The following is a 21247-nucleotide window of genomic DNA, read 5'->3' as shown; positions in this document are numbered from 1 at the left end:
GATGCCGACGAACGGCGCTCCTACGAAGATCACGCAGGGTTCGCAGACCCGGGGCGGCGTCGGTGAGTCCACGCTCCGCCCGGACGGAATCCTCAAGGTCACCGGCGAGTTCGCGTACTCGTCCGACATGTGGCACGAGGACATGCTGTGGGGCCAGATTCTGCGCTCCACCGTCGCGCACGCCGAGATCGTGTCCATCGACACCTCCGAGGCCCTCGCCCTGCCCGGCGTGTACGCGGTCATGACCTACGACGACCTGCCCACCGAGGTGCGCAACTACGGCCTGGAGATCCAGGACACCCCGGTCCTCGCCCACGGCAAGGTGCGCCACCACGGCGAACCGGTCGCGATCGTCGCCGCCGACCACCCGGAGACCGCCCGCCGCGCCGCCGCCAAGATCAAGGTCGAGTACCGGGAACTGCCGGTCGTCACGGACGAGGCCTCCGCGACCGCCCCCGACGCGGTCCTGGTGCACGAGAACCGCGACGACCACCACGTCGGCCACGTCCCGCACCCGAACATCGTCCACCGCCAGCCGATCGTCCGCGGCGACGTCGCGGCGGCCCGCGAGCGGGCCGACGTCATCGTCGAGGGCGAGTACACCTTCGGCATGCAGGATCAGGCCTTCCTAGGCCCCGAGTCCGGCCTCGCGGTGCCCGAGGAGGACGGCGGCGTCCACCTCTACATCGCCACCCAGTGGCTCCACTCCGACCTGCGCCAGATGGCGCCCGTCCTCGGCCTGCCCGAGGACAAGGTGCGCATGACGCTGTCCGGCGTGGGCGGCGCCTTCGGCGGCCGCGAGGACCTGTCCATGCAGATCCACGCCTGCCTGCTGGCCATGCGCACCGGCAAGCCGGTGAAGATCGTCTACAACCGGTTCGAGTCCTTCTTCGGGCACGTCCACCGCCACCCGGCCAAGCTGTACTACGAGCACGGGGCCACCCGCGACGGCAAGCTGACCCACCTGAAGTGCCGGATCGTGCTGGACGGCGGCGCCTACGCCTCCGCCTCCCCGGCCGTCGTCGGCAACGCCTCCTCGCTCAGCGTCGGACCGTACGTCGTCGAGGACGTCGACATCGAGGCCATCGCCCTCTACACCAACAACCCGCCCTGCGGCGCCATGCGCGGCTTCGGCGCGGTCCAGGCGTGCTTCGCCTACGAGGCGCAGATGGACAAGGTGGCCGCGGCGCTCGGCATGGACCCGGTGGAGTTCCGCCGGCTCAACGCGATGGAGCAGGGCACCCTCATGCCCACCGGGCAGCCCGTCGACTCCCCGGCCCCGGTCGCCGAACTGCTGCGCCGAGTCAAGGCGATGCCCATGCCGCCCGAGCGCCAGTGGGAGTCGAGCGAGGGCGCCGACGTACGCCAGCTACCCGGCGGTCTGTCCAACACCACGCACGGCGAGGGCGTCGTGCGCGGCGTCGGCTACGCGGTCGGCATCAAGAACGTCGGCTTCTCCGAGGGCTTCGACGACTACTCCACCGCGCGCGTCCGCATGGAGGTGATCGCCGGCGAGCCGGTGGCCACCGTGCACACCGCGATGGCGGAGGTCGGCCAGGGCGGCGTCACCGTCCACGCGCAGATCGCCCGCACCGAGCTGGGCGTCAGCCAGGTGACCATCCACCCGGCCGACACCCGGGTGGGCAGCGCCGGTTCGACCTCGGCCTCCCGGCAGACGTACGTCACCGGCGGCGCCGTGAAGAACGCCTGCGAACTGGTCCGGGAGAAGGTCCTGGAGATCGGGCGCCGCCGGTTCGGCTCCTACCACCCGGCCTGGGCCACGGCCGAACTCCTGCTGGAGGGCGGCAAGGTGGTGACCGACGCGGGCGAGGTCCTCGGCGACCTGGTCGACGTCCTGGAGGACGAGGCCGTGGAGGTCGAGGCGGAGTGGCGGCACCGGCCGACCGAGCCCTTCGACCTGCGCACCGGGCAGGGCAACGGCCACGTCCAGTACTCCTTCGCCGCGCACCGCGCCGTCGTCGAGGTCGACACCGAACTCGGCCTGGTCAAGGTCGTCGAACTGGCCTGCGCCCAGGACGTCGGGAAGGCGCTCAACCCGCTCTCCGTCGTCGGCCAGATCCAGGGCGGCACCACGCAGGGACTGGGCGTCGCGGTGATGGAGGAGATCATCGTCGACCCGAAGACCGCGAAGGTCAGGAACCCCTCCTTCACGGACTACCTGATCCCCACGATCCTCGACACGCCGACCATCCCCGTCGACGTGCTCGAACTCGCCGACGACCACGCCCCGTACGGGCTCCGTGGCATCGGCGAAGCCCCGACCCTGTCGTCCACCCCGGCCGTCCTCGCGGCGATCCGGAACGCGACCGGACTGGAGCTGAACCGCACACCGGTCCGCCCGGAACACCTCACGGGCACCGCGTAGCGACGGCCGCCGTCGCGTCGCGGCGAGGCCGCGACGCGAGGCACCCCGGCGCCGGGCGAGGCCCGACCCTCGGCCGTCCCGGCGCCGGTCAGCAAGTACCACGTTCGTCTCGGGCCGTCCCCCGGGCCGTCCAATCCCAAATCCCGCCTGCCGCCCCACGGCAGCCGGGTGCCCCTGTGAACCTTGGGAGTTGGCCCATGACCCAGCAGTCAGTGGAGCCCAGGACCACAGCCGAAGACGCGGGCGAAGGCTCCCGCGTCCCGGCCGGCAGGTCCTGGCTCGACCGGTACTTCCACATAAGCGGCAGAGGATCCACGGTCGCGCGTGAGGTGCGCGGCGGCATCACCACCTTCATGGCGATGGCGTACATCCTCCTGCTCAACCCTCTCATCCTGTCCGGCAAGGACGCGGCCGGGGACACCCTCGGACAGCAGGCCCTGATCACCGCGACGGCGTTCGCCGCGGCCCTCACCACGCTGCTGATGGGCTTCGTCGGCAAGGTGCCCCTCGCGCTCGCCGCCGGCCTGTCCGTCTCCGGCGTCCTTTCCTCGCAGGTCGCCCCCCACATGACCTGGCCGCAGGCCATGGGCATGTGCGTGCTCTACGGCGTCGTCATCATGCTGCTGGTCGTCACCGGACTGCGCGAGATGATCATGAACGCGATCCCGCTCGCCCTCAAGCACGGCATCACCATGGGCATCGGCCTGTTCATCGCCCTGATCGGCTTCTACAAGGCCGGCTTCGTGCACCAGGGCAAGGCCACCCCGGTGAGCCTCGGCCCCGCCGGCGAACTCGCCGGCTGGCCGGTCCTGCTCTTCGCCGGCACCCTGCTGCTGATCTTCATGCTCCAGGCCCGGAACATCCCCGGCGCCATCCTCATCGGCATCGTCTCCGGCACGGTCGTCGCCGCCGTCCTCAACGGCCTCGGCGTCATCGACCCGAAGCAGTGGGCGGGCGGCGCGCCCGAACTGCACGGCAGCGCGCTCTCGATGCCCGACTTCTCGCTCTTCGGGCACGTGGAGTTCGGCGGCTGGGGCGAGGTCGGCGCGATGACCGTCGGCATGATCGTCTTCACCCTGGTGCTGGCCGGCTTCTTCGACGCGATGGCCACCATCATCGGCGTCGGCACCGAGGCGAAGCTCGCCGACGACAAGGGCCGGATGCCGGGCCTGTCCAAGGCGCTGTTCATCGACGGCGCCGGCGGTGCGATCGGCGGCGTGGCGGGCGGCTCCGGCCAGACCGTGTTCATCGAGTCGGCCACCGGGGTCGGCGAGGGCGCCCGCACGGGCCTCGCCTCGGTTGTCACCGGACTCTTCTTCGCCGCCTGCCTGTTCTTCACCCCGCTGACCGCGATCGTGCCGCAGGAGGTCGCCTCCGCCGCCCTGGTGGTCATCGGCGCCATGATGCTGATGAACGCCCGGCACGTGGACTGGGCCGACCGCGCCACCGCGGTCCCGGTCTTCCTGACCGTCGTCCTGATGCCGTTCACGTACACCATCACCACCGGTGTCGCAGCGGGCGTCATCTCCTACACCGCCATCAAGGCCGCCCAGGGCAGGGCCCGCGAGATCGGTGCCTTCATGTGGGGGCTGACGGCCGTCTTCCTGGTCTACTTCGCCCTCCACCCGATCGAGGGCTGGCTGGGCGTGCACTAGCCCGGTCCGACACCCGTACACCACAACCCCGTTGGGAGACCGAGACATGCTGGACATCGCCGAGGAGCTCAACCGGTGGGTCGAGCAGGGCCGTGACTTCGCCGTCGCCACCGTGGTCGCCGTCGGCGGCAGCGCCCCGCGGCAGCCGGGCGCCGCCCTCGCGGTGGACGCCGACGGCACGGCCGTCGGCTCGGTCTCCGGCGGGTGCGTGGAGGGCGCGGTGTACGAGCTGTGCCGGCAGGCGCTCGAGGACGGGGAGACCGTCCTGGAGCGCTTCGGGTTCAGCGACGAGGACGCCTTCGCCGTCGGTCTGACGTGCGGCGGCGTCATCGACGTCCTGGTCACGCCGGTCCGGGCGGACGGTCCCGCCCGGCCGGTGTTCGCGGCCGCGCTGGCCGCCGCCGCGCGGGGCGAGGCGGCGGCGGTCGCCCGGATCGCCGCGGGACCGGCCGCACTGCGCGGCCGCGCCCTGCTGGTCCGCCCCGACGGCTCCCACGACGGCGGCTTCGGGGCCCATCCCGAACTCGACCGCACGGTGGCCGCCGAGGCCGGCGCCTTCCTGGACGCGGGGCGCACCGGCACCCTGGAGATCGGCGAACGGGGCTCGCGCTGCGGCGCGCCGCTCACGGTCCTGGTGGAGTCCTCGGTGCCCGCGCCCCGGATGATCGTCTTCGGCGCGATCGACTTCGCCTCCGCGCTGGTGCGGGTCGGCAAGTTCCTCGGCTACCACGTCACGGTGTGCGACGCCCGCCCGGTGTTCGCCACCCGGGCCCGCTTCCCGGACGCCGACGAGATCGTCGTCGAGTGGCCCCACGAGTACCTGGAGCGCACGGACGTCGACGGCCGCACCGTCCTGTGCGTCCTCACCCATGACGCCAAGTTCGACGTGCCGCTGCTGCGGCTGGCCCTGCGGCTGCCGGTCGCCTACGTCGGCGCGATGGGCTCGCGCCGCACCCACCTGGACCGCGAAGAACGGCTGCGCGCGGTCGGCGTCGGCGAACTCGAACTGGCCCGGCTGCGCTCCCCGATCGGCCTCGACCTCGGAGCCCGAACCCCCGAGGAGACGGCCCTGTCGATCGCCGCGGAGATCGTCGCGGCCCGCCGCGGCGGCAGCGGCGTCCCCCTCACCGGCGCCCACACCCCGATCCACCACGACACGGCGGCGACCCCGGCGGCGCGGATCGGGTCGGTGGCCTGAGCGGCCGCCGGCCGGTCACGGCCGTCGCAGCAGCCGGTTCGCCGTCCCCCCGAACAGCGTCCGGCCCGCGCACGCCACGACACCGTCGAAGAGGCGCGGGAGGAAGCGGATCCGCACGTCCTCCCGCCACACCACCCGCGCCCGGCCGTCCGGCCCGGGCCGGACCTCGATCTCGGCCCAGCCGAGGACCACCCGCCCGTGCTTCTCCAGGCGGCACAGCCCCGGTTCGCCGTCCGCGGGCGGGCGCCAGAGCGTGACCTCCATGGGGTCGTCGAAGCCGAGCGGGCCGAGGCCCGTACGGGCCACGAAACGGGTGCCCTCGTGCGTAGGGGCGGGCGTGAGGACGGCTACGCGGGTGAAGGGCACCACGTCACCGTGGCGGGGCCACTCGGTGAGCCGCCGCCAGGCCTCCTCGAGCGGAAGGGGCACGGTGCGTTCGACGGAGAAGTAGGGCACGGCACGATCGTAGGCAATGGCCGCCGGCCGGCCGCGCGACCGGCCCCGGATCACCTGCACGGCTCAGCGGCGAGTTCCGGCGCTGAGCCGGCAGCCGGTCCGGTCAGGGCCGGTACACCCGGCCCGGCTCGGCCTTGCCCGGCGCCAGGAGCTGAGGCACCGTCACGAACACGTAGCCGCGGGCCTTCAGCGCGTCGATGATGCCGGGCACGGCCGGCACGGTGCCCCGGTAGATGTCGTGCAGCAGGATGATGCCGTCCCGTGAGGCCTGGTCGAGCACGCGCTTGGTGATCAGCGCCGAGTCGGTGGTCGTGTAGTCCTTCGCGGTGACGCTCCACAGCACCTCGGCCAGGCCCATCTCCTTGCAGATGCGGTGCACGTCGGCGTCGGTGCGGCCCTGGGGCGGGTGCATCAGCGTGGGCCGGCGCCCGGTGAGCCGCTCTATCTCGTCGTCGGGGCGCCGCAGTTCCTCGCGTATCCGGTCGTCGGAGATCCGGGTGAGGATCTGGTGGTCCCAGGTGTGGCTCGCAACCTCGTGCCCCTCGGCCGCCATCCGTTTGACCAGCTCCGGATACGTGTCGATGTGCCGCTTGCCGAGCAGGAAGAAGGTGGCGGGGACCTTCTTCTCCTTGAGGATGTCGAGCAGTCGCGCCGAGTTCTCGCTCGGCCCCGCGTCGAAGGTCAGCGCGATGCACTTCGCCTCGCGGCAGTCCACCGTCCCGAGCTTGGCCGGCGCCCCGTGCGCGCCCTGCGCGCGCACCGCGCTGGGGGCGGTCGTGTCCACCTCCGCGCAGCCCGACAGCGTCAGCGCCAGACAGGCGGCCGCCGAGGCGAGCGCGGACAGACGCAACCCGCGCCTCGTTCTGCGCATCTTCAGGGGCGCGGGCTGCGGGGCCGGGTTCTGACCAGCCGAAGTCGTGAGAGGCATGCCGGGACTATACACTCTGTTTATAGTTCATGAGTTCGATTTAACGAGTTCATGTGGGCGCCGTACGGCCGGGCCGTAGCACCATGGAGGAGCGGGCGACGCGTGCTCCGCACGCGAGCCGACCTGTGGGCAGCTAGGAGCGGGTATGCCCCGACTGGCCGAGAGCGAGGCGCGGTTCCGGTTCGCCGCGGCCCGGGTGGCCCGGCTGGCCACCGTCGACGCGACGGGCCGCCCCCACCAGGTGCCGGTGGTCTTCGCCCACTGCTTCCTGAACGGCGTCGACCGGCTCGTCACCGCGGTCGACCACAAGCCCAAGACCACCGGCCGCCTCAAGCGGCTGGCCAACCTGGCCGGGCAGCCGGCGGTGTGCCTGCTCGTGGACGCCTACGACGAGGACTGGGACCGGCTCTGGTGGGTCCGCGCCGACGGCGTGGCCCGCGTCCTGCCGCCCGGCGCCGCCGACGCGGCCGAACGGCGGGCGCGCGAGACGGCCGTGGCGCTGCTCTGCGCCAAGTACCCGCAGTACCGGCCGACTCCGCCGGCGGGCCCGGTGGTCGACGTCACCGTACGGCGGTGGACCGGCTGGCAGGCGCGGGCGCCCGAACGGCCCTGAAAGCGGACGGGGGCCGGCCGGCGGAGCGCCGGGGGCCCGCGTCGTACCGCATGTATGCGCCACCCCCGCGATGCGGCGGCCTCAGCCGTGATGCCAGGGCAGCCTGAGCGCCCGTCCCTGCGCCCGGCCCGCCTCGGCGGCCGGGCCGCGGGTGCCCGGGTCCAGCGGGTTGTCGCCGATCGCCGCCAGCGCCGCCTCGTCGGGCGCCACGACCACCACTTCCACGCCCCGGGCGCGCAGCTCCCGCACCGATTCCTCCACCGGCTGCTCGCTGGGGAACGGCTCCGTCATGCCCATCGGCACGAGCACCACCACCCGGTCCGGGTCGCCCACCAGGTCCAGGTTGGCCATCGAGCGCACCCCGCCGTCGACGTAACGCCGTCCGTCGATGCCGACCGGCGGCCACACACCCGGCACGGCGCAGCTCGCCGCCACCGCGTCGACCAGCGGCACCCCGGAGTCCTTGTCGAAGACCCGCGGCTCCCCGCTCTCGGCGTCCACGGCGACGATCCGCAGCGCGCGCTCCGGCCAGCCGTGCGAGGGCAGCCGCGACTCGATCACCGCCCGCCGCCGCGGCTCCGGCACGGTGGGCGCCGCCAGTGCCGCGCGGCCCACGGCCCGGCGCAGCTCCGGCACGGAGGCGGTGGCGGACGTCGCCGCGCCGACCTCGGCGGCGAACCCCTCCAGGTCCATCACGGCCATGATCTCGGCGGACTGCAGCGCCGGATCCACCTGCCGCGCGTACAGCTCCGCCAGCCCCAGCCCGCTGCCCAGCTGCGCCGAGACGGTGGAACCGGCGGACGTCCCGAGCAGCAGATCCGCCCCGGTGACGTCCTGCCCCGCGTCGGCGAGCCCCGTCAGCAGCCCGGTGATCCAGGCGATCCCGCCCACACCGCCGCCGCCCAGCACCAAAGCGTCGGACATCCCTGCTCCTCGGTTGTCGGTTCCTGATGGTTCCCGCTTCTTGATCCAACGGAATGACACCACATCAGATGAAGGCGAACGTCCGGATGTGGCCACCGGGCCGGGGGAGGCGGCGGACGCCGCAGGGCGCGGACATGCCGTCCGCCGCGCCCGCTCGTAGCCTGGGACGACGGGAACGGGAGGTTGCCGTATGAACAGGCGCTGGACCGCGCGTCTGGCCCTGGTGGCGGGCGCGGCGGCGGTGGCGGTGCTCCTGGCCTTCGCCGGGCCGGGCAGCATCGTCCTGCTGCTCGTGGGGCTGGCCGGGACGCTGCTCACGGCGGCCGGTGTGTGGTGGCTGCTGAGCCGTTCCGGATGGGTCAGGCGACTGGCCGTGCTGCTGGTGGTCGCGGCGCCGCTCGCCGTCCTCGCCCTGTACGCGGTCGCCGGGCTGCTGTGGGTGGTGCTGCTCTCGCTCGGCCTGTGGGCGCTGGCCGTCGCCGCGGGCCGGGCGGCACTCGCCGGCGACGACGCGCCCGCCATGCCGGAGCTCGCGGCCGGCCGGGCCCGGCGCCCCTTCCTGATCATGAACCCGCGCTCCGGCGGCGGCAAGGTCGGCGAGTTCCACCTCGCCGAGCGGGCCAGGGCCCTCGGCGCGGACGTCGCGGTACTGGACCCGGCCGCGCCCCAGGACGTGGCCGAGCTGGCGCGGCAGGCCGTGCGGCGCGGCGCCGATCTGCTCGGCGTCGCCGGGGGCGACGGCACCCAGGCCCTGGTCGCCGGCGTGGCCGCGGAACACGACCTCCCGTTCGTGGTGATCAGCGCAGGCACCCGCAACCACTTCGCCATGGACCTGGGACTGGACCGGCAGGACCCCGCCGGCTGTCTGAAGGCGCTGACCGACGGCGTCGAACTCCGCGTCGACCTCGGCCGTATCAGCGGCGGACGGGGGGCCGCGGACGGCGGCGCCGAGCGCGTCTTCGTCAACAACGCCTCGTTCGGCGTGTACGCGGCCGTCGTGCAGAGCCCCGCCTACCGCGAGGACAAGGCGCGCACCACCCTGGAGATGCTGCCGGACCTGCTGACCGGGCACACCGGCCCGCGGCTCGTCGTCCGCGCCGGTGACCGGAGACTGAGGGGACCTCAGGCCGTCCTGGTGAGCAACAACCCCTACCACGGCGACGACCCGGCCGGACTCGGCCACCGCGACCGGCTGGACACCGGCCGGCTGGGCGTGCTGGCCGTCGAGGTGAGGAGCACGTCGGAGGCGACCGAGCTGCTGCTGCTCGGCGGGCGCAGCCGCGGACTGACCGCCTTCGCGGCCCGCGAGGTCGTGGTGGACGCGGACGCCCCCACCGTCCCGGTCGGCGTCGACGGCGAGGCCCTGACGCTGCCCACGCCGGTACGCTGCCGCATCGAGCCCGGCGCCCTGCGCGTCCGCGTGCCGCGCGACCGCCCCGGGGCGCCCCGCGTGGCACCGGCCATGAACTGGCGCGAGGTCCGCCGCCTCGCCCTGACCATGGGCCGCACCGCCGCCGGCCACGACACCGCCTGACCCGGCGGGCCTTGGTGGGCCGCCAGGGCCGGCGGATGTGCGGCGAGGCGCCTGTCGGCCGGCGAGGCGACTGTCGGGCCGGCGAAGTGATGGTCGGGTCGTCAGCCGCGCCGGGGCCGCTTCCCGCCTCGCCGGGACTCGCCGTGTTCGCCGTCCTCGGTGCGTCCGGCGCCGTCCGATGACGGCTCCTGACCGGACCCGCGCCCCTCGGCCGCCCCCGCGTGCCGCGCCGCGTACGGGTCGGCCGGGGCGCCGGGCGGGGCCTCCCGCTCCAGCTCGCGCCGGGCGGCCAGCAGGTCCCTGCGTGCCTCCTCGCTCACCTCGGGGTACTGGGGGTCGATGCCGATCAGGGTGTGCGCGAGGACGGCCGACGTGCAGATCCGAGCGAACCACTTGCGGTCCGCCGGCACCACGTACCAGGGGGCCCAGGGAGTGCTGGTGGCCGAGAGCATCGCGGAGAAGGCCCGCTGGTACTCGTCCCAGTGACGCCGTTCGCGCACGTCGGCCGCGGAGAACTTCCAGTTCTTCTCCGGCAGGTCGATCCGCTTCAGGAACCGGGCGCGCTGCTCCTCCTTGGAGATGTTCAGGAAGACCTTGACCACCTTGAACCCGCTGTCGGTCAGATGGCGCTCCCACTCGTTGATCTCGCGGTAGCGCCGCTCCCAGACGTCGGGACCGCGCGCCTCCGCGGGCAGCTTCTGCCGGACGAGGTTCTCCGGGTGCACCCGTACGACCAGGACCTCCTCGTAGTGGGAGCGGTTGAAGATGGCGATCTCGCCCCGCCCGGGGAGCCGCCGCGCGTAGCGCCACAGGTAGTCGTGGCCGAGCTCCTCCTCCGAGGGCACCTTGAAGCTGCTGACGTGTACGCCCTGGGGGTTGACGCCGCTCATCACGTGCCGGATCGTGCCGTCCTTGCCCCCGGCGTCGAGGGCCTGCAGGCACAGCAGGACGCCGTAGGTGTCCTGGGCGGCGAGCCGCTGCTGGTACTCGGCCAGCAGGGCCACCCCGGTGCGCAGCAGCTCCTGGGCGTCGCGTTTGCGCAGGCCCGCCCGGTAGCCGGGATCGAAGTCCCGGCCGACGTCCACCCGCGTGCCCGGCGCCACCCGGAGCGGCTCGATGAATTCGGCGATGCGTGCGGCCGGCTCGTCGGACACCACCGGCTCCTCTCCCCGGATCGGGCGCCCCCGCTCATTCTCGGCTCGGCGGCGCGAGATCGCCCCTCGGATCCGGCCCGCAGGTCGAGGACAGAAGGTGTCCGCAAGGCCGGTTAGCGTCTCCTCCATGACGAAGAGCAGCACGGCCACGGCCCCGCTCCTGGACACCCGCGCCCTCAACCGCGCCACCCTGGACCGGCAGCTCCTGCTGCGCCGCTCCCCGCTGTCCGCCGAGGACGCCGTGCGGCACCTCCTGGGCCTGCAGGCGCAGAACACCGAGCCGCCGTACTACGCGCTCGCCGCCCGGCTGGAGGGGTTCGCGCCGGAGCGGCTGTCCCGGCTCATGGCGGACCGCGCGGCCGTCCGCATCGTCACCCTGCGCTCCACCATCCACACCCACACCGCCGACGACTGCCTCATCCTGCGGCCCCTGGTCCAGGCCGCCCGGGAGCGGGAGCTGACGCAGTTCCGCGCCGGGCTGGCCGGAGTCGACCTCGGCCGGCTGGCCGCCCTCGCCCGCGACCTGGTGGAGGCGGAGCCGCGGACCATGGCCCAGCTCCGCGCGGCGCTGAGCGCCGAGTGGCCGGACGCGGACCCCGCGTCGCTCGCCGTCGCCGCCCGCTGCACCCTGCCCCTGGTCCAGGTGACCCCGCGCGGACTGTGGGGCCGGGCCGGCCGGGTCGCCCTCACCACCGCCGAGCACTGGCTGGGCCGACCCGCCGAACCGCCCCCGGCGGCCGAGACCGTGATCCCGCGTTACCTCGCCGCCTTCGGTCCCGCCTCCGTCAAGGACATGCAGACCTGGTCCGGACTCACCCGGCTGAGGGACGCCTTCGAGCGGCTGCGCCCGCGGCTGGTCACCTTCCGCGACCCCGCCGGAGCCGAACTGTTCGACCTGCCCGACGCGCCCCGCCCCGACCCGGACACCCCGGCCCCGCCCCGCTTCCTGCCCGAGTACGACAACCTCCTGCTGTCCCACGCCGACCGCACCCGCGTCGTGCCCCCCGAGCACCGGGGCCGTGCGCGGCGCGGCAACCAGGCCTACCGCACCCTCCTGGTCGACGGCTTCCTGGCCGGGCTGTGGAGACTCGACGGCACCACGCTCGTCGTCGAGCCGTTCGGGAAGCTGACGAAGCGCCGGCAGGAGGAGGTCGCCGAGGAGGGGGCCCGCATGCTGGCCGCGCTGCACCCCGGGAAGCCCCACGACATCCGGTTCGGCGCCGTCGTACCGCGCTGAGCCCCTCGCCGGTCCGGCCGCGGCCGGACCGGGCAGGCGCGACGGCTCGTGGAGAGGCGGGGGAGGCGGGGGAGTTGGAGAGGGGGCGCTGCGGGCCGCTCGTGGTGGCCCGCAACGCCCCCCGGCATCTACCCGAGAGGTGCTCGGGTGGTCCTCGGGGCTATGAGCCGACCTGCGCGGTCACGAGGTCCGAGAAGGTGGTCAGCCGGGTGTACACACCCGGGTAACCGGCCTCCGCGCAACCCTCGCCCCAGGAAGTGATCCCTGCCAGGACGCCCCCGATCAACAGGGGACCGCCGCTGTCGCCCTGGCAGGTGTCTACGCCGCCGGACGTGTATCCGGCGCAAACCATGTCGGACTGGACGTAGTCCGAACCGTAGGAGCTCCTGCAGCCGGCGTCCGACACGACCGGAACGGTCGCGGTCCGCAGCTGGTTGGAGGAGCTTCCGCTCTCCGAGGTGGTGCCCCAGCCGAGGATGCGGGCCGTGGTGCCGGCCGCGTACACGCTGGTCTGGGAGGAGGAGACGTACGGCGCCTTCGTGTAAGGCATCGACGTCGCCAGGGTCAGCACGGCCACGTCGTCGCCGTTGGTGGCGTCGGTGTAGTCCGGGTCGATCCAGATCTTGCTGACCTTGCTGACCGTGCCGTTGGTGCCGTTCAGATAGGTCCGGCCGCCGACCACGCGGACGCTGCCGGTCGTCTCGCCGACCATGCAGTGCGCCGCCGTCACCACCTTCTTGGCGGCCACCAGGGTGCCGCCGCAGAACTGGCTGCCGGACGCGTCCGTGATCTGCATGACGAACGGGTACGCCGTCGTCGTGGTGGTCGTGCCTCCGACGATGGGCTGAGGAGCGTCGGCCGCGGCCGGGGAGGCGATGAGCGCGGTGGCCGCGGCGGCGGCCGTCGCCACGAGCGCGGCGGTGGTCTTTCTGGCACGTCTGAGGCCGGTCATGCGTCTCCTCGGGTTTGCCGGTGGGGGGTTCGCACGGGCGTGGGGGTGGTGCACATGGGTGGGGGAACCCCCTGCTCGTGAGGAACCGAGCGGCTGGGGGAGAGACCGACCCCTTGTGCCCGGGCGAGCGGCACGCCCTTTACGCTAGGACCCGGGTCCCTCGGCTCCCAATGAGGGAACCCCCTAGGGGGTTGGGTGAGGGAAAACCCTCGGTCCGGCTCAGTTAACTAGCGCCTCGCTCACCGCGCTCGGCGAGCCGCCGCCAATCGGACGATGTCGACGCGCGAGCGGATCCCCAGCTTCCGGTACACCCGGGTCAGCGTGGCCTCGACCGTCTTCACACTGACGAACAGCCGTGACGCGATCTCCCGGTTGGTGGCCCCCTCCATGACGAGCGCGGCGACCTGACGCTCCATCGAGGCCAGACCGTCCAGCGCGTCCAGCGGATCCCGGGCGGGCGGCGCGGGCTCCGGCTGCGGGGCGCGCAGCGCCTCGTCCACCTGGCGCAGCCACGGCAGCGCACGGCAGCGCCGGAACAGCCGCACGGCCTCGTCGTACGCCGCCCTCCGCCGGGCCGGGTTCTCCGCCCGCCGCGCGCGCAACCGGGCCAGCGCGAACGCCGCCCGGGCCTCGTCCAGGCCGTTGCCGAGCTTGCCGAGCCGGTCCTGAGCGGACGTCAGCTGGGCGATGGCGGCCTCGTGGTCACCGCGGGCGGCCCGGGCCAGCGCCTCCGCCCGGTCCAGCACGGCGACGACGCTCTCCCGGCCCAGCCGGACGGCGTGCTCCCGGGCCCCGTCGATGACCTGCTGCGCCTGGCCGTGCTCCCCCACGAGCACCAGGGCCTCCGCCAGGTCGCCGTGCCAGCGGCCGCGCGCCGGGTCGGTGATGCCGAGCCCCAGCTCCAGCTCCCGCACCCGGCCCAGCGACTCCACGGCGGCCCGCGGCTCCCCGGCGACGAACTGGGCGTAGCCGAGGGCCGCGAGGGCGCGGGAGAGGTACATCTGGTCGCCGTCCTCCTCGGCGTGCCCGACCGCCTCGCGGGCCAGCTCCAGCGCCCGCTCGGTGTCGCCGCCGGACGCCTCGGCGAGCGAGGCCAGCATCGCGGACGCGCTCTCGCCGATGCCCGCGTCCCGGGCCAGCCGCAGACTCTCCCGGGACAGGTCGAGGGCCCGTCCGCAGTGACCGGCGCGCAGCTCGGTCTCGGCGCACATGCGCAGGTAGTGCACCTCGCTCTCGACCATGCCGCGCCGCCGCACCTCGCGCAGCAGCGCGGTGATGGTGGCCCGGGCCTCGGTGAGCTGGTCGCTCATCAGCAGCCAGCGGTAGCGGGCGTAGCCGACGCCGTTGTGGTGGCAGGCGACGTACGGGTCCTGCGGCTCCTCCAGGGCCCGCGCGGTGGTGGCGGCGGCGTCCGGATGGCCCATCAGGGTCTCGGTCGACGCCTGGAAGGCGCGCGCCATCAGCTCGGTGCGCCGGTCGCCGGCCCGCGCCGCCAGCTCGGCGGCGTGCGCGGCCTCCTGGCGGGCCTCGGTGAAGTCGCCCTCGACGACCAGGGCGCGCCAGGCGAGCTGGTAGCGGACCAGGGCGAGCAGCCTGGGTTCGTCGCCGGCGTCGGCCAGCGCCTGCGGGAAGACGGCGTCCACGTCGCCGAGCGCCTGCCCGGCCGACTCGATGACCACCATCCACGCGCGCACCCGTTCGGCGGGCAGCACGGCCCGGGACAGCACCTCGCGGGCGATGTCCCGGGCCAGGTCGGCCTCGCCGGCCGTGATGGCGTCCTCGGCGGCCCGCAGCCGCCGCTCGTCCGGGCCGGGCTCGCCGGCCGCCGGGGTGTGCCGGGCGGCGAGCAGCCCGAGCGAGGCGGCCACCGACGGCGCCCCGCGGTCCCGTGCCAGCGCGGCGGCCTCGGCGAGCCTGTCGGCCACGTCCGGGTCGGTGCCGGTGGTGGCCAGGGCCAGGTGCCGGGCCCGTTCGATCGGGTCGAAGGCCGCGGTCGACAGGGCCGCGTGCACCGCGCGCCGCTCCTGCGCGGGCGCCTCCGCGTAGAGCGCCGCGGAGATCAGCGGATGCGCGAACCGCACGGCCGGGTCGTCGGTCTCGGTGACCAGCAGCCCGAGTTCGGCCGCCTGGGCGCACTCGGCCTCGGCGTGCTCCCGGCCGGCCGCGTGCAGCAGGGCGAGGGTGGGGCGGGCGCCGGCGCTGGCCAGCAGCAGGGTGCGGCGGGCCTCCACCGACAGCAGGTCGAGGCGGCTGAGCACCAGGGCGCGCAGCGAGGTGGGCACCGGCAGCGGCTCGCCCGGCCGGGGCGGGGCCGGGTTCTCGGCCAGGACGCGGCCCAGCTCCAGGGCGAACAGCGGGTTGCCGCCGCTGGTGCGGTGCACCTCCCGGACGGTGGAGCGGGGCAGGCCGTCGTAGCCGCGGTGTTTCAGCAGCGTGGTCAGCTCGGTGCGGGAGAGCGGGCCCAGCCGTACCGAGAGGGTGCCCGGCGGGCAGGCGCGCAGATGGCGGTCGTAGGCCTCGTCCTCGGTGCGCACCGCGCACAGCATCTGCACCGGGGTGTCGCCGAGCCGGCGGGCGGCGAAGCCGAGCAGTTCGGCGCTGGCCGGATCCAGCCACTGCAGGTCGTCGGCGACGATCAGGACGGGACCCTGCTCGGCGAGCGCCCGGAGCGCGGAGAGCACCGCGAGGCGCAGGGCGAGGCCGTCGCGCTGGAGGCTGGACTCGCCGCGGCCGGTGAGCGCCGATTCCAGGGCCGTGAGCTGTGCGGCGGGCAGCCGCGGGGCGACCTCCTCCAGGGCCAGGCCGAGGAGGTCGGCAAGGGCCAGGAACGGAAGGTGGGATTCTGACTCGGTCGCCGAGCAGCGCAGGACCCGGCGCGCGGTGGCGCCGTATTCCTCGGCCAATGCCCGCAGGACCGTCGATTTACCTATTCCGGCCGGGCCGTGGAGCAGCACGCTGCCACCGGAGTCGAGTTGGTCCCGGGCGCTCCCGAACAGCTCTTCGCGGCCGATGACCAGGTCGGGGCGGCATCGAACCGACTCCTGGAAGTCCCGTCGCACGGTCACCGCTCCCCTCCTGTGTCGTGTCCGGGCCAAATTCTAGGCAACGATCCTTGAAATTCGGACGGAAGCCGTGGTGAGGGAAATAACAAACGGTCAAGCGCAGGAAAAAATTCGCGGCATGGTCACAACAATGGGCAGGTTTCCTTACGAGCGTCACCGACCGGACGGTCCCTATGGCAGGAGTCCCGCCCGGCGTGCCGCGGTCACCGCCTCCCCCCGGGTGTGCGAGCCCAGTTTCCGCATGGCCGAGCGCAGATATCCCTTCACCGTCTCCGGACGCAGACCCAGCCGCTCGGCGACGGCCGCGTTCGTCGCGCCCGCCGCCACCCAGGACAGCACGTCCAGCTCCCGCGGCGCCAGGCTCGCGCCGCCGGCCGGGCGGGGCGCGGCCAGCAGTCCGCACGCCGCCAGCAGCTCGGCGCGCAGCTCCGGGTCGGCGATCCGCGGCGCCAGCGCGCGCAGCGCGGCGTGCGCCTCGCGCACCTGTTCCTGGCCGGTTTCCGCTCCCCGGCACGCCCCGGCGGGCTCCGCCCGGGCCGCCGCGAGCAGCCCCCGCGCCTCCTCCCGCACCACCAGCGACTGCTCCACGTCCCGCGCCGCCGCCATCGCCGCGCCCAGCGTGCGGTCGCCGAGCGGCTGGGCCGAGCGCAGCGCGCCGTACAGCACCCCGCGCACCCGGCGCCGCACCACGACCGGCACCGCGAGCACCGAGTGGATGCCCTCGGCGGCCACCGGCACGTCGTACTCGTGACTGATCTGGCGGGAACCGGCGTAGTCGGTCACCGCGCACGGACGGGCCAACGCCACCGCCCTGCCGCCCAGTCCGTTCCCGGACGTCACGGCGAGGGACCTGAGGGCGGCGGTGTGGGTGCCGCTCAGTTCGCTGATCCTGATCTGCGGCCGGCCGGCCTCGACCAGCCCGCCGAAGGCGACCGGGAGCCCCGTGGCGCGCCGCAGCCGGGCCAGCGCACCGCGTATCTCCGTCGTCGCCACGGCCTCTGCTGCCACCTCATCGCTCCTTCGGCGCGGCTCACCGTGGACCACACCCCCGTTCGGGGGTAGTGAGACCTGCATCACGGATTAGACGATGCCAGAGAGCCGCCCGGCAATGGTCCGGATTCTAGGAGGACACCGATGACGACGGCGACCGAGGTCTTCAGGACCGCGCGGGACTTCCTGCTGGAGCACCGCGAGGACTACACCCGCGCCTACGAGGGCTTCGTCTGGCCGCGGCCCGAGCACTTCAACTGGGCGCTGGACTGGTTCGACGTGATCGCCGAGGGCAACGACCGGACCGCGCTGCACATCATCGAGGAGGACGGCACCGAGACCAGGCTGTCCTTCGCCGAGATGGCCGAGCGCTCCAACCGCGTCGCCGCCCATCTGCGCGCGCGGGGCGTCACCGCCGAGGACCGCATCCTCGTGATGCTGGGCAACCAGGCGGAGCTGTGGGAGACCGCGCTCGCCGCGATGAAGCTGCGCGCGGTGGTCATCCCGGCCACCCCGCTGCTCGGCCCCGCCGACCTGCGCGACCGGGTGGAGCGCGGCCGGGTGAAGCACGTGCTGGTGCGGGCCGAGGACACCGCGAAGTTCGACGACGTGCCCGGCGCCTACACCCGGATCGCCGTCGGCGGGCTGCCGCGGGAGGGCTGGGAGCCGTACGAGGACGCGTACGCCGCCGCCCCCGACTTCGTCCCCGACGGCCCCACCCTGGCCGACGACCCGCTGATGCTGTACTTCACCTCCGGCACGACCGCCCGCCCCAAGCTGGTCGAGCACACCCACACCTCGTACCCCATCGGGCACCTGGCCACCATGTACTGGATCGGCCTGAAGCCCGGCGACGTGCACCTCAACATCTCCTCGCCCGGCTGGGCCAAGCACGCCTGGTCCAACCTGTTCGCGCCGTGGAACGCGGAGGCGACGGTCTTCATCCACAACTACACGCGCTTCGACCCCGCCCGCCTGATGGCCGAGATGGACCGGCACGCGGTCACCACCTTCTGCGCGCCGCCGACCGTCTGGCGGATGCTCATCCAGGCCGACCTGTCCCAGCTCGCCACCCCGCCGCGCGAGGTGGTCGCGGCGGGCGAGCCGCTCAACCCGGAGGTCATCGAGCAGGTCCGGCGGGCCTGGGGCATCACGATCCGGGACGGCTTCGGGCAGACCGAGACGGCCGTGCAGGTCTCCAACAGCCCCGGGCAGCGGTTGAAGACCGGCTCCATGGGCCGGCCCAGCCCCGGCTACCGGGTGGAACTGCTCGACCCGGTCTCCGGCGCCCCCGGCGCCGCCGAGGGCGAGATCGCCCTGGACCTGTCCGAGCGCCCCGTCGGCCTGATGACCGGCTACCACGGCGACCCCGACCGCACGGCGGAGGCGATGGCGGGCGGCTACTACCGCACCGGCGACGTCGCCTCCCGCGACGAGGACGGGTACCTGACCTACATCGGCCGCAGCGACGACGTCTTCAAGGCCTCGGACTACAAGATCAGCCCGTTCGAGCTGGAGAGCGCGCTGCTGGAGCACGAGGCCGTCGCCGAGGCCGCCGTCGTGCCCGCCCCTGACGAACTGCGGCTCGCCGTGCCCAAGGCCTACGTCGTCCTCGCCGAGGGCTGGCAGCCGGGACCCGACACGGCCAAGGTGCTCTTCGAGCACTCCCGCCAGGTGCTGGCCCCCTACAAGCGCCTGCGCAGGCTGGAGTTCGCCGCGCTGCCCAAGACCGTCTCCGGCAAGATCCGCCGCATCGAGCTGCGCGAGGCCACGGCCGCCGGCTCCGACGACGAGTACCGCGAGGAGGACTTCCGGTGACCTCGGAACTGTCGTACACCCACGGAACCGGCCCCACCGCCCTGCTCGGCGACACCATCGGGGCCAACCTCGACCGCGCCGTGGCCGCCTGGCCCGAGCGCGAGGCCCTGGTCGACGTGCCGTCCGGCCGGCGCTGGACCTACGCCGAATTCGCCGCGGACGTGGACCGTTTGGCGTGCGCGCTGCTCGCGAGCGGTGTCGCCAAGGGCGACCGGGTCGGCATCTGGGCGGTCAACTGCGCCGAGTGGGTGCTGGTGCAGTACGCCACCGCGCGGGTCGGCGCCGTGATGGTCAACATCAACCCGGCCTACCGTACGCACGAGGTCGAGTACGTCCTCAACCAGGCGGGGATCTCCCTGCTGTTCGCCACCGTCCGGCACCGGACCAGCGACTACCGGGCGATGGTGGAGGAGGTCCGGGTCCGCTGCCCGCGGCTGACGGAGACGGTCTACATCGGCGATCCGGGCTGGGAGGCGTTCGCCGGGCGCGGGTCCGCCGTCGGGCCGGAGGAACTGCGGGCGCGCGAGGCCGAGTTGTCCTGCGACGACCCCATCAACATCCAGTACACCTCGGGCACCACGGGCTTCCCGAAGGGCGCCACGCTCTCCCACCACAACATCCTGAACAACGGCTACTTCGTGGGCGAGCTGGTCGCCTACACCGAGCAGGACCGCGTCTGCGTCCCGGTCCCCTTCTACCACTGCTTCGGCATGGTCATGGGGAACCTGGCCGTCACCTCGCACGGCGCCTGCATGGTCGTCCCGGCGCCGTCCTTCGACCCGGAGGCGACGCTGGAGGCCGTCCAGCGGGAGCGCTGCACCTCGCTGTACGGCGTCCCGACCATGTTCATCGCGGAGCTGAACCTGCCCGGCTTCGCCGAGTACGACCTCTCCTCCCTGCGCACCGGCATCATGGCGGGCTCGCCCTGCCCGGTGGAGGTGATGAAGCGGGTGGTCGCCGAGATGCACATGGCGGAGGTCTCCATCTGCTACGGAATGACCGAGACCTCCCCGGTCTCCCTGCAGACCCGCATCGAGGACGACCTGGAGCACCGCACCGGAACCGTCGGCCGGGTCCTGCCGCACCTGGAGGTCAAGGTCGTCGACCCGGTGTCCGGGGTGACGCAGCCGCGCGGCACGGCGGGGGAGTTGTGCACCCGCGGCTACAGCGTGATGCTCGGCTACTGGGACGAGCCGGAGAAGACCGCCGAGGCCGTCGACCCGGGCCGCTGGATGCACACCGGCGACCTGGCGGTGATGCGTGAGGACGGGTACGTCGAGATCGTCGGCCGCATCAAGGACATGATCATCCGCGGCGGCGAGAACATCTACCCGCGCGAGATCGAGGAGTTCCTCTACGGCCACCCCGGCATCCGGGACGTCCAGGTCGTCGGCGTGCCGCACGAGAAGTACGGGGAGGAGGTCCTGGCCTGCGTCATCCCCATGGATCCCGCCGACCCGCTGACCCTGGAGGACCTGCGCGTCTTCTGCCGTGACCGGCTCGCCCACTACAAGATCCCCAGCAGGCTGCAGATCCTGGAGGCCTTCCCGATGACGGTCTCGGGCAAGGTGCGCAAGGTGGAGCTGCGGCAGACCTACGGCGCCTGACGGCGGGGAGTCCGGAGGTCCGGGCCGGCGCCCGGCCCGGCGAGCAGCCGGCCGGGGCCGTTCACCGGCGTGGCCGTCCCGCCGTGGCCCAGGGTGAACAGGGGGACGGCGAGCGCGTCGGCCCGTACCCGGGCCGCCTCGGTGTAGCCCGAGACGGAGAAGCAGACGCAGTGGGCGGACTCCGTCATGGCCGTCAGCCAGAGGCACTCCACGTCCCGGGGCGAGGCCGGGCGCGCCGCCGGATCGACCAGCACGACGAGGCCGGGCGCGGCCAGGCCGATGCCCGAAGGAGGGCGCTGGTCGGCGCGCCGGATGTCCCGGTGGCCGAGCCGGCGCAGACACAGCACGGCGGCGGTGACGGCGTCCAGCGCGGAGGCGACGGCCGCGGACCGCGCCGCAGGACGGTGGCCGGGGCCCGGTGACGGGGCCCCGGCCACCGGTATGCGCAGCACCGTCCCGCACGGGCAGCCCAGTTCGGGGTGCGGCCACTGGTTGCGGCGGCCGCAGGCCGTGCAGCGCACGGTGACCCAGTCCTCGTCCCAGGCGCGGTGGGCGAGCACGGCCGGTTCGGCGGCCGGGTCCAGCCGCGGGGCGCCCGGGGCGCCGCAGGCGCAGGGGTACGGGGGCGCGGTGTAGACGTGCTCGCGCCGGCAGGCCGGACAGTGCAGCGGAACGCTCTCGGGCATGGCCCATCCATCTTCAGGCGTCGCGTCGGGGCAGCCTCCCCATCGTC

Annotated in this window: 16 protein-coding genes; 8 read left to right on the top strand and 8 right to left on the bottom strand. The window is 73.7% G+C overall.

The genetic code is table 11. The features are described from left to right. The first annotated feature begins 1 nt into the window (after position 1). From ACFYU0_RS18660 to ACFYU0_RS18650, 3 genes are all read left to right on the top strand, one after another. A complete protein-coding gene (locus ACFYU0_RS18660; RefSeq protein WP_389302392.1) occupies positions 2-2386 on the top strand; it encodes a xanthine dehydrogenase family protein molybdopterin-binding subunit in 2385 nt (794 codons plus the stop codon). A gap of 197 nt (positions 2387-2583) precedes the next feature. Further along, positions 2584-4041, top strand: a complete 1458-nt coding sequence (locus tag ACFYU0_RS18655) for an NCS2 family permease (RefSeq protein WP_389302390.1) — start codon at positions 2584-2586, stop codon at positions 4039-4041. A gap of 46 nt (positions 4042-4087) precedes the next feature. Beyond that, entirely contained in the window at positions 4088-5239 is a 1152-nt protein-coding gene (locus ACFYU0_RS18650; RefSeq protein WP_389302387.1) for an XdhC family protein, read from the top strand. 15 nt (positions 5240-5254) lie between these two features. Here ACFYU0_RS18650 and ACFYU0_RS18645 read toward each other — a convergent pair whose 3' ends face one another. After that, positions 5255-5695: an SRPBCC family protein gene (locus ACFYU0_RS18645; RefSeq protein WP_389302385.1), complete on the bottom strand. Its 441-nt coding sequence runs from the start codon at positions 5693-5695 to the stop codon at positions 5255-5257. A gap of 103 nt (positions 5696-5798) precedes the next feature. Further along, on the bottom strand, positions 5799-6566 hold the full coding sequence (locus ACFYU0_RS18640; protein WP_389302798.1) for a polysaccharide deacetylase family protein: 768 nt from the start codon (positions 6564-6566) through the stop codon (positions 5799-5801). A 202-nt stretch (positions 6567-6768) separates the two neighbouring features. On the opposite strand from ACFYU0_RS18640, the gene ACFYU0_RS18635 reads away from it, so the two are divergent. Continuing rightward, positions 6769-7236, top strand: coding sequence for a TIGR03668 family PPOX class F420-dependent oxidoreductase (locus ACFYU0_RS18635; protein ID WP_389302382.1), 468 nt, complete (start codon positions 6769-6771; stop codon positions 7234-7236). Positions 7237-7317: 81 nt separating this feature from the next. Here ACFYU0_RS18635 and ACFYU0_RS18630 read toward each other — a convergent pair whose 3' ends face one another. Further along, entirely contained in the window at positions 7318-8160 is an 843-nt protein-coding gene (locus tag ACFYU0_RS18630) for a patatin-like phospholipase family protein (RefSeq protein ID WP_389302379.1), read from the bottom strand. A gap of 190 nt (positions 8161-8350) precedes the next feature. On the opposite strand from ACFYU0_RS18630, the gene ACFYU0_RS18625 reads away from it, so the two are divergent. Then, entirely contained in the window at positions 8351-9694 is a 1344-nt protein-coding gene (locus tag ACFYU0_RS18625) for a diacylglycerol/lipid kinase family protein (RefSeq protein ID WP_389302376.1), read from the top strand. Between the two features lie 101 nt (positions 9695-9795). Here the strand turns inward: ACFYU0_RS18625 and ACFYU0_RS18620 are convergent, their stop codons facing one another. Then, on the bottom strand, positions 9796-10848 hold the full coding sequence (locus tag ACFYU0_RS18620) for a polyphosphate kinase 2 family protein (protein ID WP_389302373.1): 1053 nt from the start codon (positions 10846-10848) through the stop codon (positions 9796-9798). Between the two features lie 127 nt (positions 10849-10975). Here ACFYU0_RS18620 and ACFYU0_RS18615 point away from each other — a divergent pair, with 127 nt between their 5' ends. Then, positions 10976-12085: a winged helix DNA-binding domain-containing protein gene (locus ACFYU0_RS18615; RefSeq protein ID WP_389302371.1), complete on the top strand. Its 1110-nt coding sequence runs from the start codon at positions 10976-10978 to the stop codon at positions 12083-12085. A 160-nt stretch (positions 12086-12245) separates the two neighbouring features. On the opposite strand, the gene ACFYU0_RS18610 is transcribed toward ACFYU0_RS18615, so the two are convergent. The 3 genes from ACFYU0_RS18610 to ACFYU0_RS18600 all read right to left on the bottom strand — a co-directional run bounded on the left by ACFYU0_RS18610 (position 12246) and on the right by ACFYU0_RS18600 (position 17107). Then, on the bottom strand, positions 12246-13037 hold the full coding sequence (locus ACFYU0_RS18610) for a serine protease (protein ID WP_351665587.1): 792 nt from the start codon (positions 13035-13037) through the stop codon (positions 12246-12248). A gap of 239 nt (positions 13038-13276) precedes the next feature. Beyond that, the gene (locus ACFYU0_RS18605) at positions 13277-16102 is read right to left on the bottom strand and encodes a helix-turn-helix transcriptional regulator (protein WP_389302368.1); all 2826 of its coding nucleotides are present in this window, start codon (positions 16100-16102) and stop codon (positions 13277-13279) included. 168 nt (positions 16103-16270) lie between these two features. Then, the gene (locus ACFYU0_RS18600; protein ID WP_389302365.1) at positions 16271-17107 is read right to left on the bottom strand and encodes a response regulator transcription factor; all 837 of its coding nucleotides are present in this window, start codon (positions 17105-17107) and stop codon (positions 16271-16273) included. A gap of 126 nt (positions 17108-17233) precedes the next feature. On the opposite strand from ACFYU0_RS18600, the gene ACFYU0_RS18595 reads away from it, so the two are divergent. Both ACFYU0_RS18595 and ACFYU0_RS18590 read left to right on the top strand, forming a co-directional pair. Beyond that, a complete protein-coding gene (locus ACFYU0_RS18595) occupies positions 17234-18907 on the top strand; it encodes an AMP-binding protein (RefSeq protein ID WP_389302362.1) in 1674 nt (557 codons plus the stop codon). Then, positions 18904-20514, top strand: a complete 1611-nt coding sequence (locus ACFYU0_RS18590; RefSeq protein WP_389302359.1) for an AMP-binding protein — start codon at positions 18904-18906, stop codon at positions 20512-20514. Before ACFYU0_RS18595 ends, ACFYU0_RS18590 begins: the two co-directional genes overlap by 4 nt. Here ACFYU0_RS18590 and ACFYU0_RS18585 read toward each other — a convergent pair. Next, the gene (locus tag ACFYU0_RS18585) at positions 20502-21200 is read right to left on the bottom strand and encodes a hypothetical protein (RefSeq protein ID WP_389302356.1); all 699 of its coding nucleotides are present in this window, start codon (positions 21198-21200) and stop codon (positions 20502-20504) included. The genes ACFYU0_RS18590 and ACFYU0_RS18585 overlap by 13 nt on opposite strands. Positions 21201-21247: the final 47 nt, after the last annotated feature.

It is taken from the genome of Streptomyces sp. NPDC003720, assembly GCF_042875075.1.
Classification (GTDB): Bacteria; Actinomycetota; Actinomycetes; order Streptomycetales; family Streptomycetaceae; genus Streptomyces.
Note: the sequence above shows the minus strand (reverse complement) of the source record. Positions and strands in the feature narration are given on the sequence as shown.

What these genes read in the sequence shown, in the direction of transcription:
- ACFYU0_RS18650 (WP_389302387.1), top strand. Translation starts at nt 4,088, where the DNA reads ATGCTGGACATCGCCGAGGAGCTCAACCGGTGGGTCGAGCAGGGCCGT.
- ACFYU0_RS18655 (WP_389302390.1), top strand. Translation starts at nt 2,584, where the DNA reads ATGACCCAGCAGTCAGTGGAGCCCAGGACCACAGCCGAAGACGCGGGC.
- ACFYU0_RS18610 (WP_351665587.1), bottom strand. Translation starts at nt 13,037, where the DNA reads ATGACCGGCCTCAGACGTGCCAGAAAGACCACCGCCGCGCTCGTGGCG.
- ACFYU0_RS18625 (WP_389302376.1), top strand. Translation starts at nt 8,351, where the DNA reads ATGAACAGGCGCTGGACCGCGCGTCTGGCCCTGGTGGCGGGCGCGGCG.
- ACFYU0_RS18635 (WP_389302382.1), top strand. Translation starts at nt 6,769, where the DNA reads ATGCCCCGACTGGCCGAGAGCGAGGCGCGGTTCCGGTTCGCCGCGGCC.
- ACFYU0_RS18640 (WP_389302798.1), bottom strand. Translation starts at nt 6,566, where the DNA reads ATGCGCAGAACGAGGCGCGGGTTGCGTCTGTCCGCGCTCGCCTCGGCG.
- ACFYU0_RS18585 (WP_389302356.1), bottom strand. Translation starts at nt 21,200, where the DNA reads ATGCCCGAGAGCGTTCCGCTGCACTGTCCGGCCTGCCGGCGCGAGCAC.
- ACFYU0_RS18595 (WP_389302362.1), top strand. Translation starts at nt 17,234, where the DNA reads ATGACGACGGCGACCGAGGTCTTCAGGACCGCGCGGGACTTCCTGCTG.
- ACFYU0_RS18615 (WP_389302371.1), top strand. Translation starts at nt 10,976, where the DNA reads ATGACGAAGAGCAGCACGGCCACGGCCCCGCTCCTGGACACCCGCGCC.
- ACFYU0_RS18660 (WP_389302392.1), top strand. Translation starts at nt 2, where the DNA reads ATGCCGACGAACGGCGCTCCTACGAAGATCACGCAGGGTTCGCAGACC.
- ACFYU0_RS18630 (WP_389302379.1), bottom strand. Translation starts at nt 8,160, where the DNA reads ATGTCCGACGCTTTGGTGCTGGGCGGCGGCGGTGTGGGCGGGATCGCC.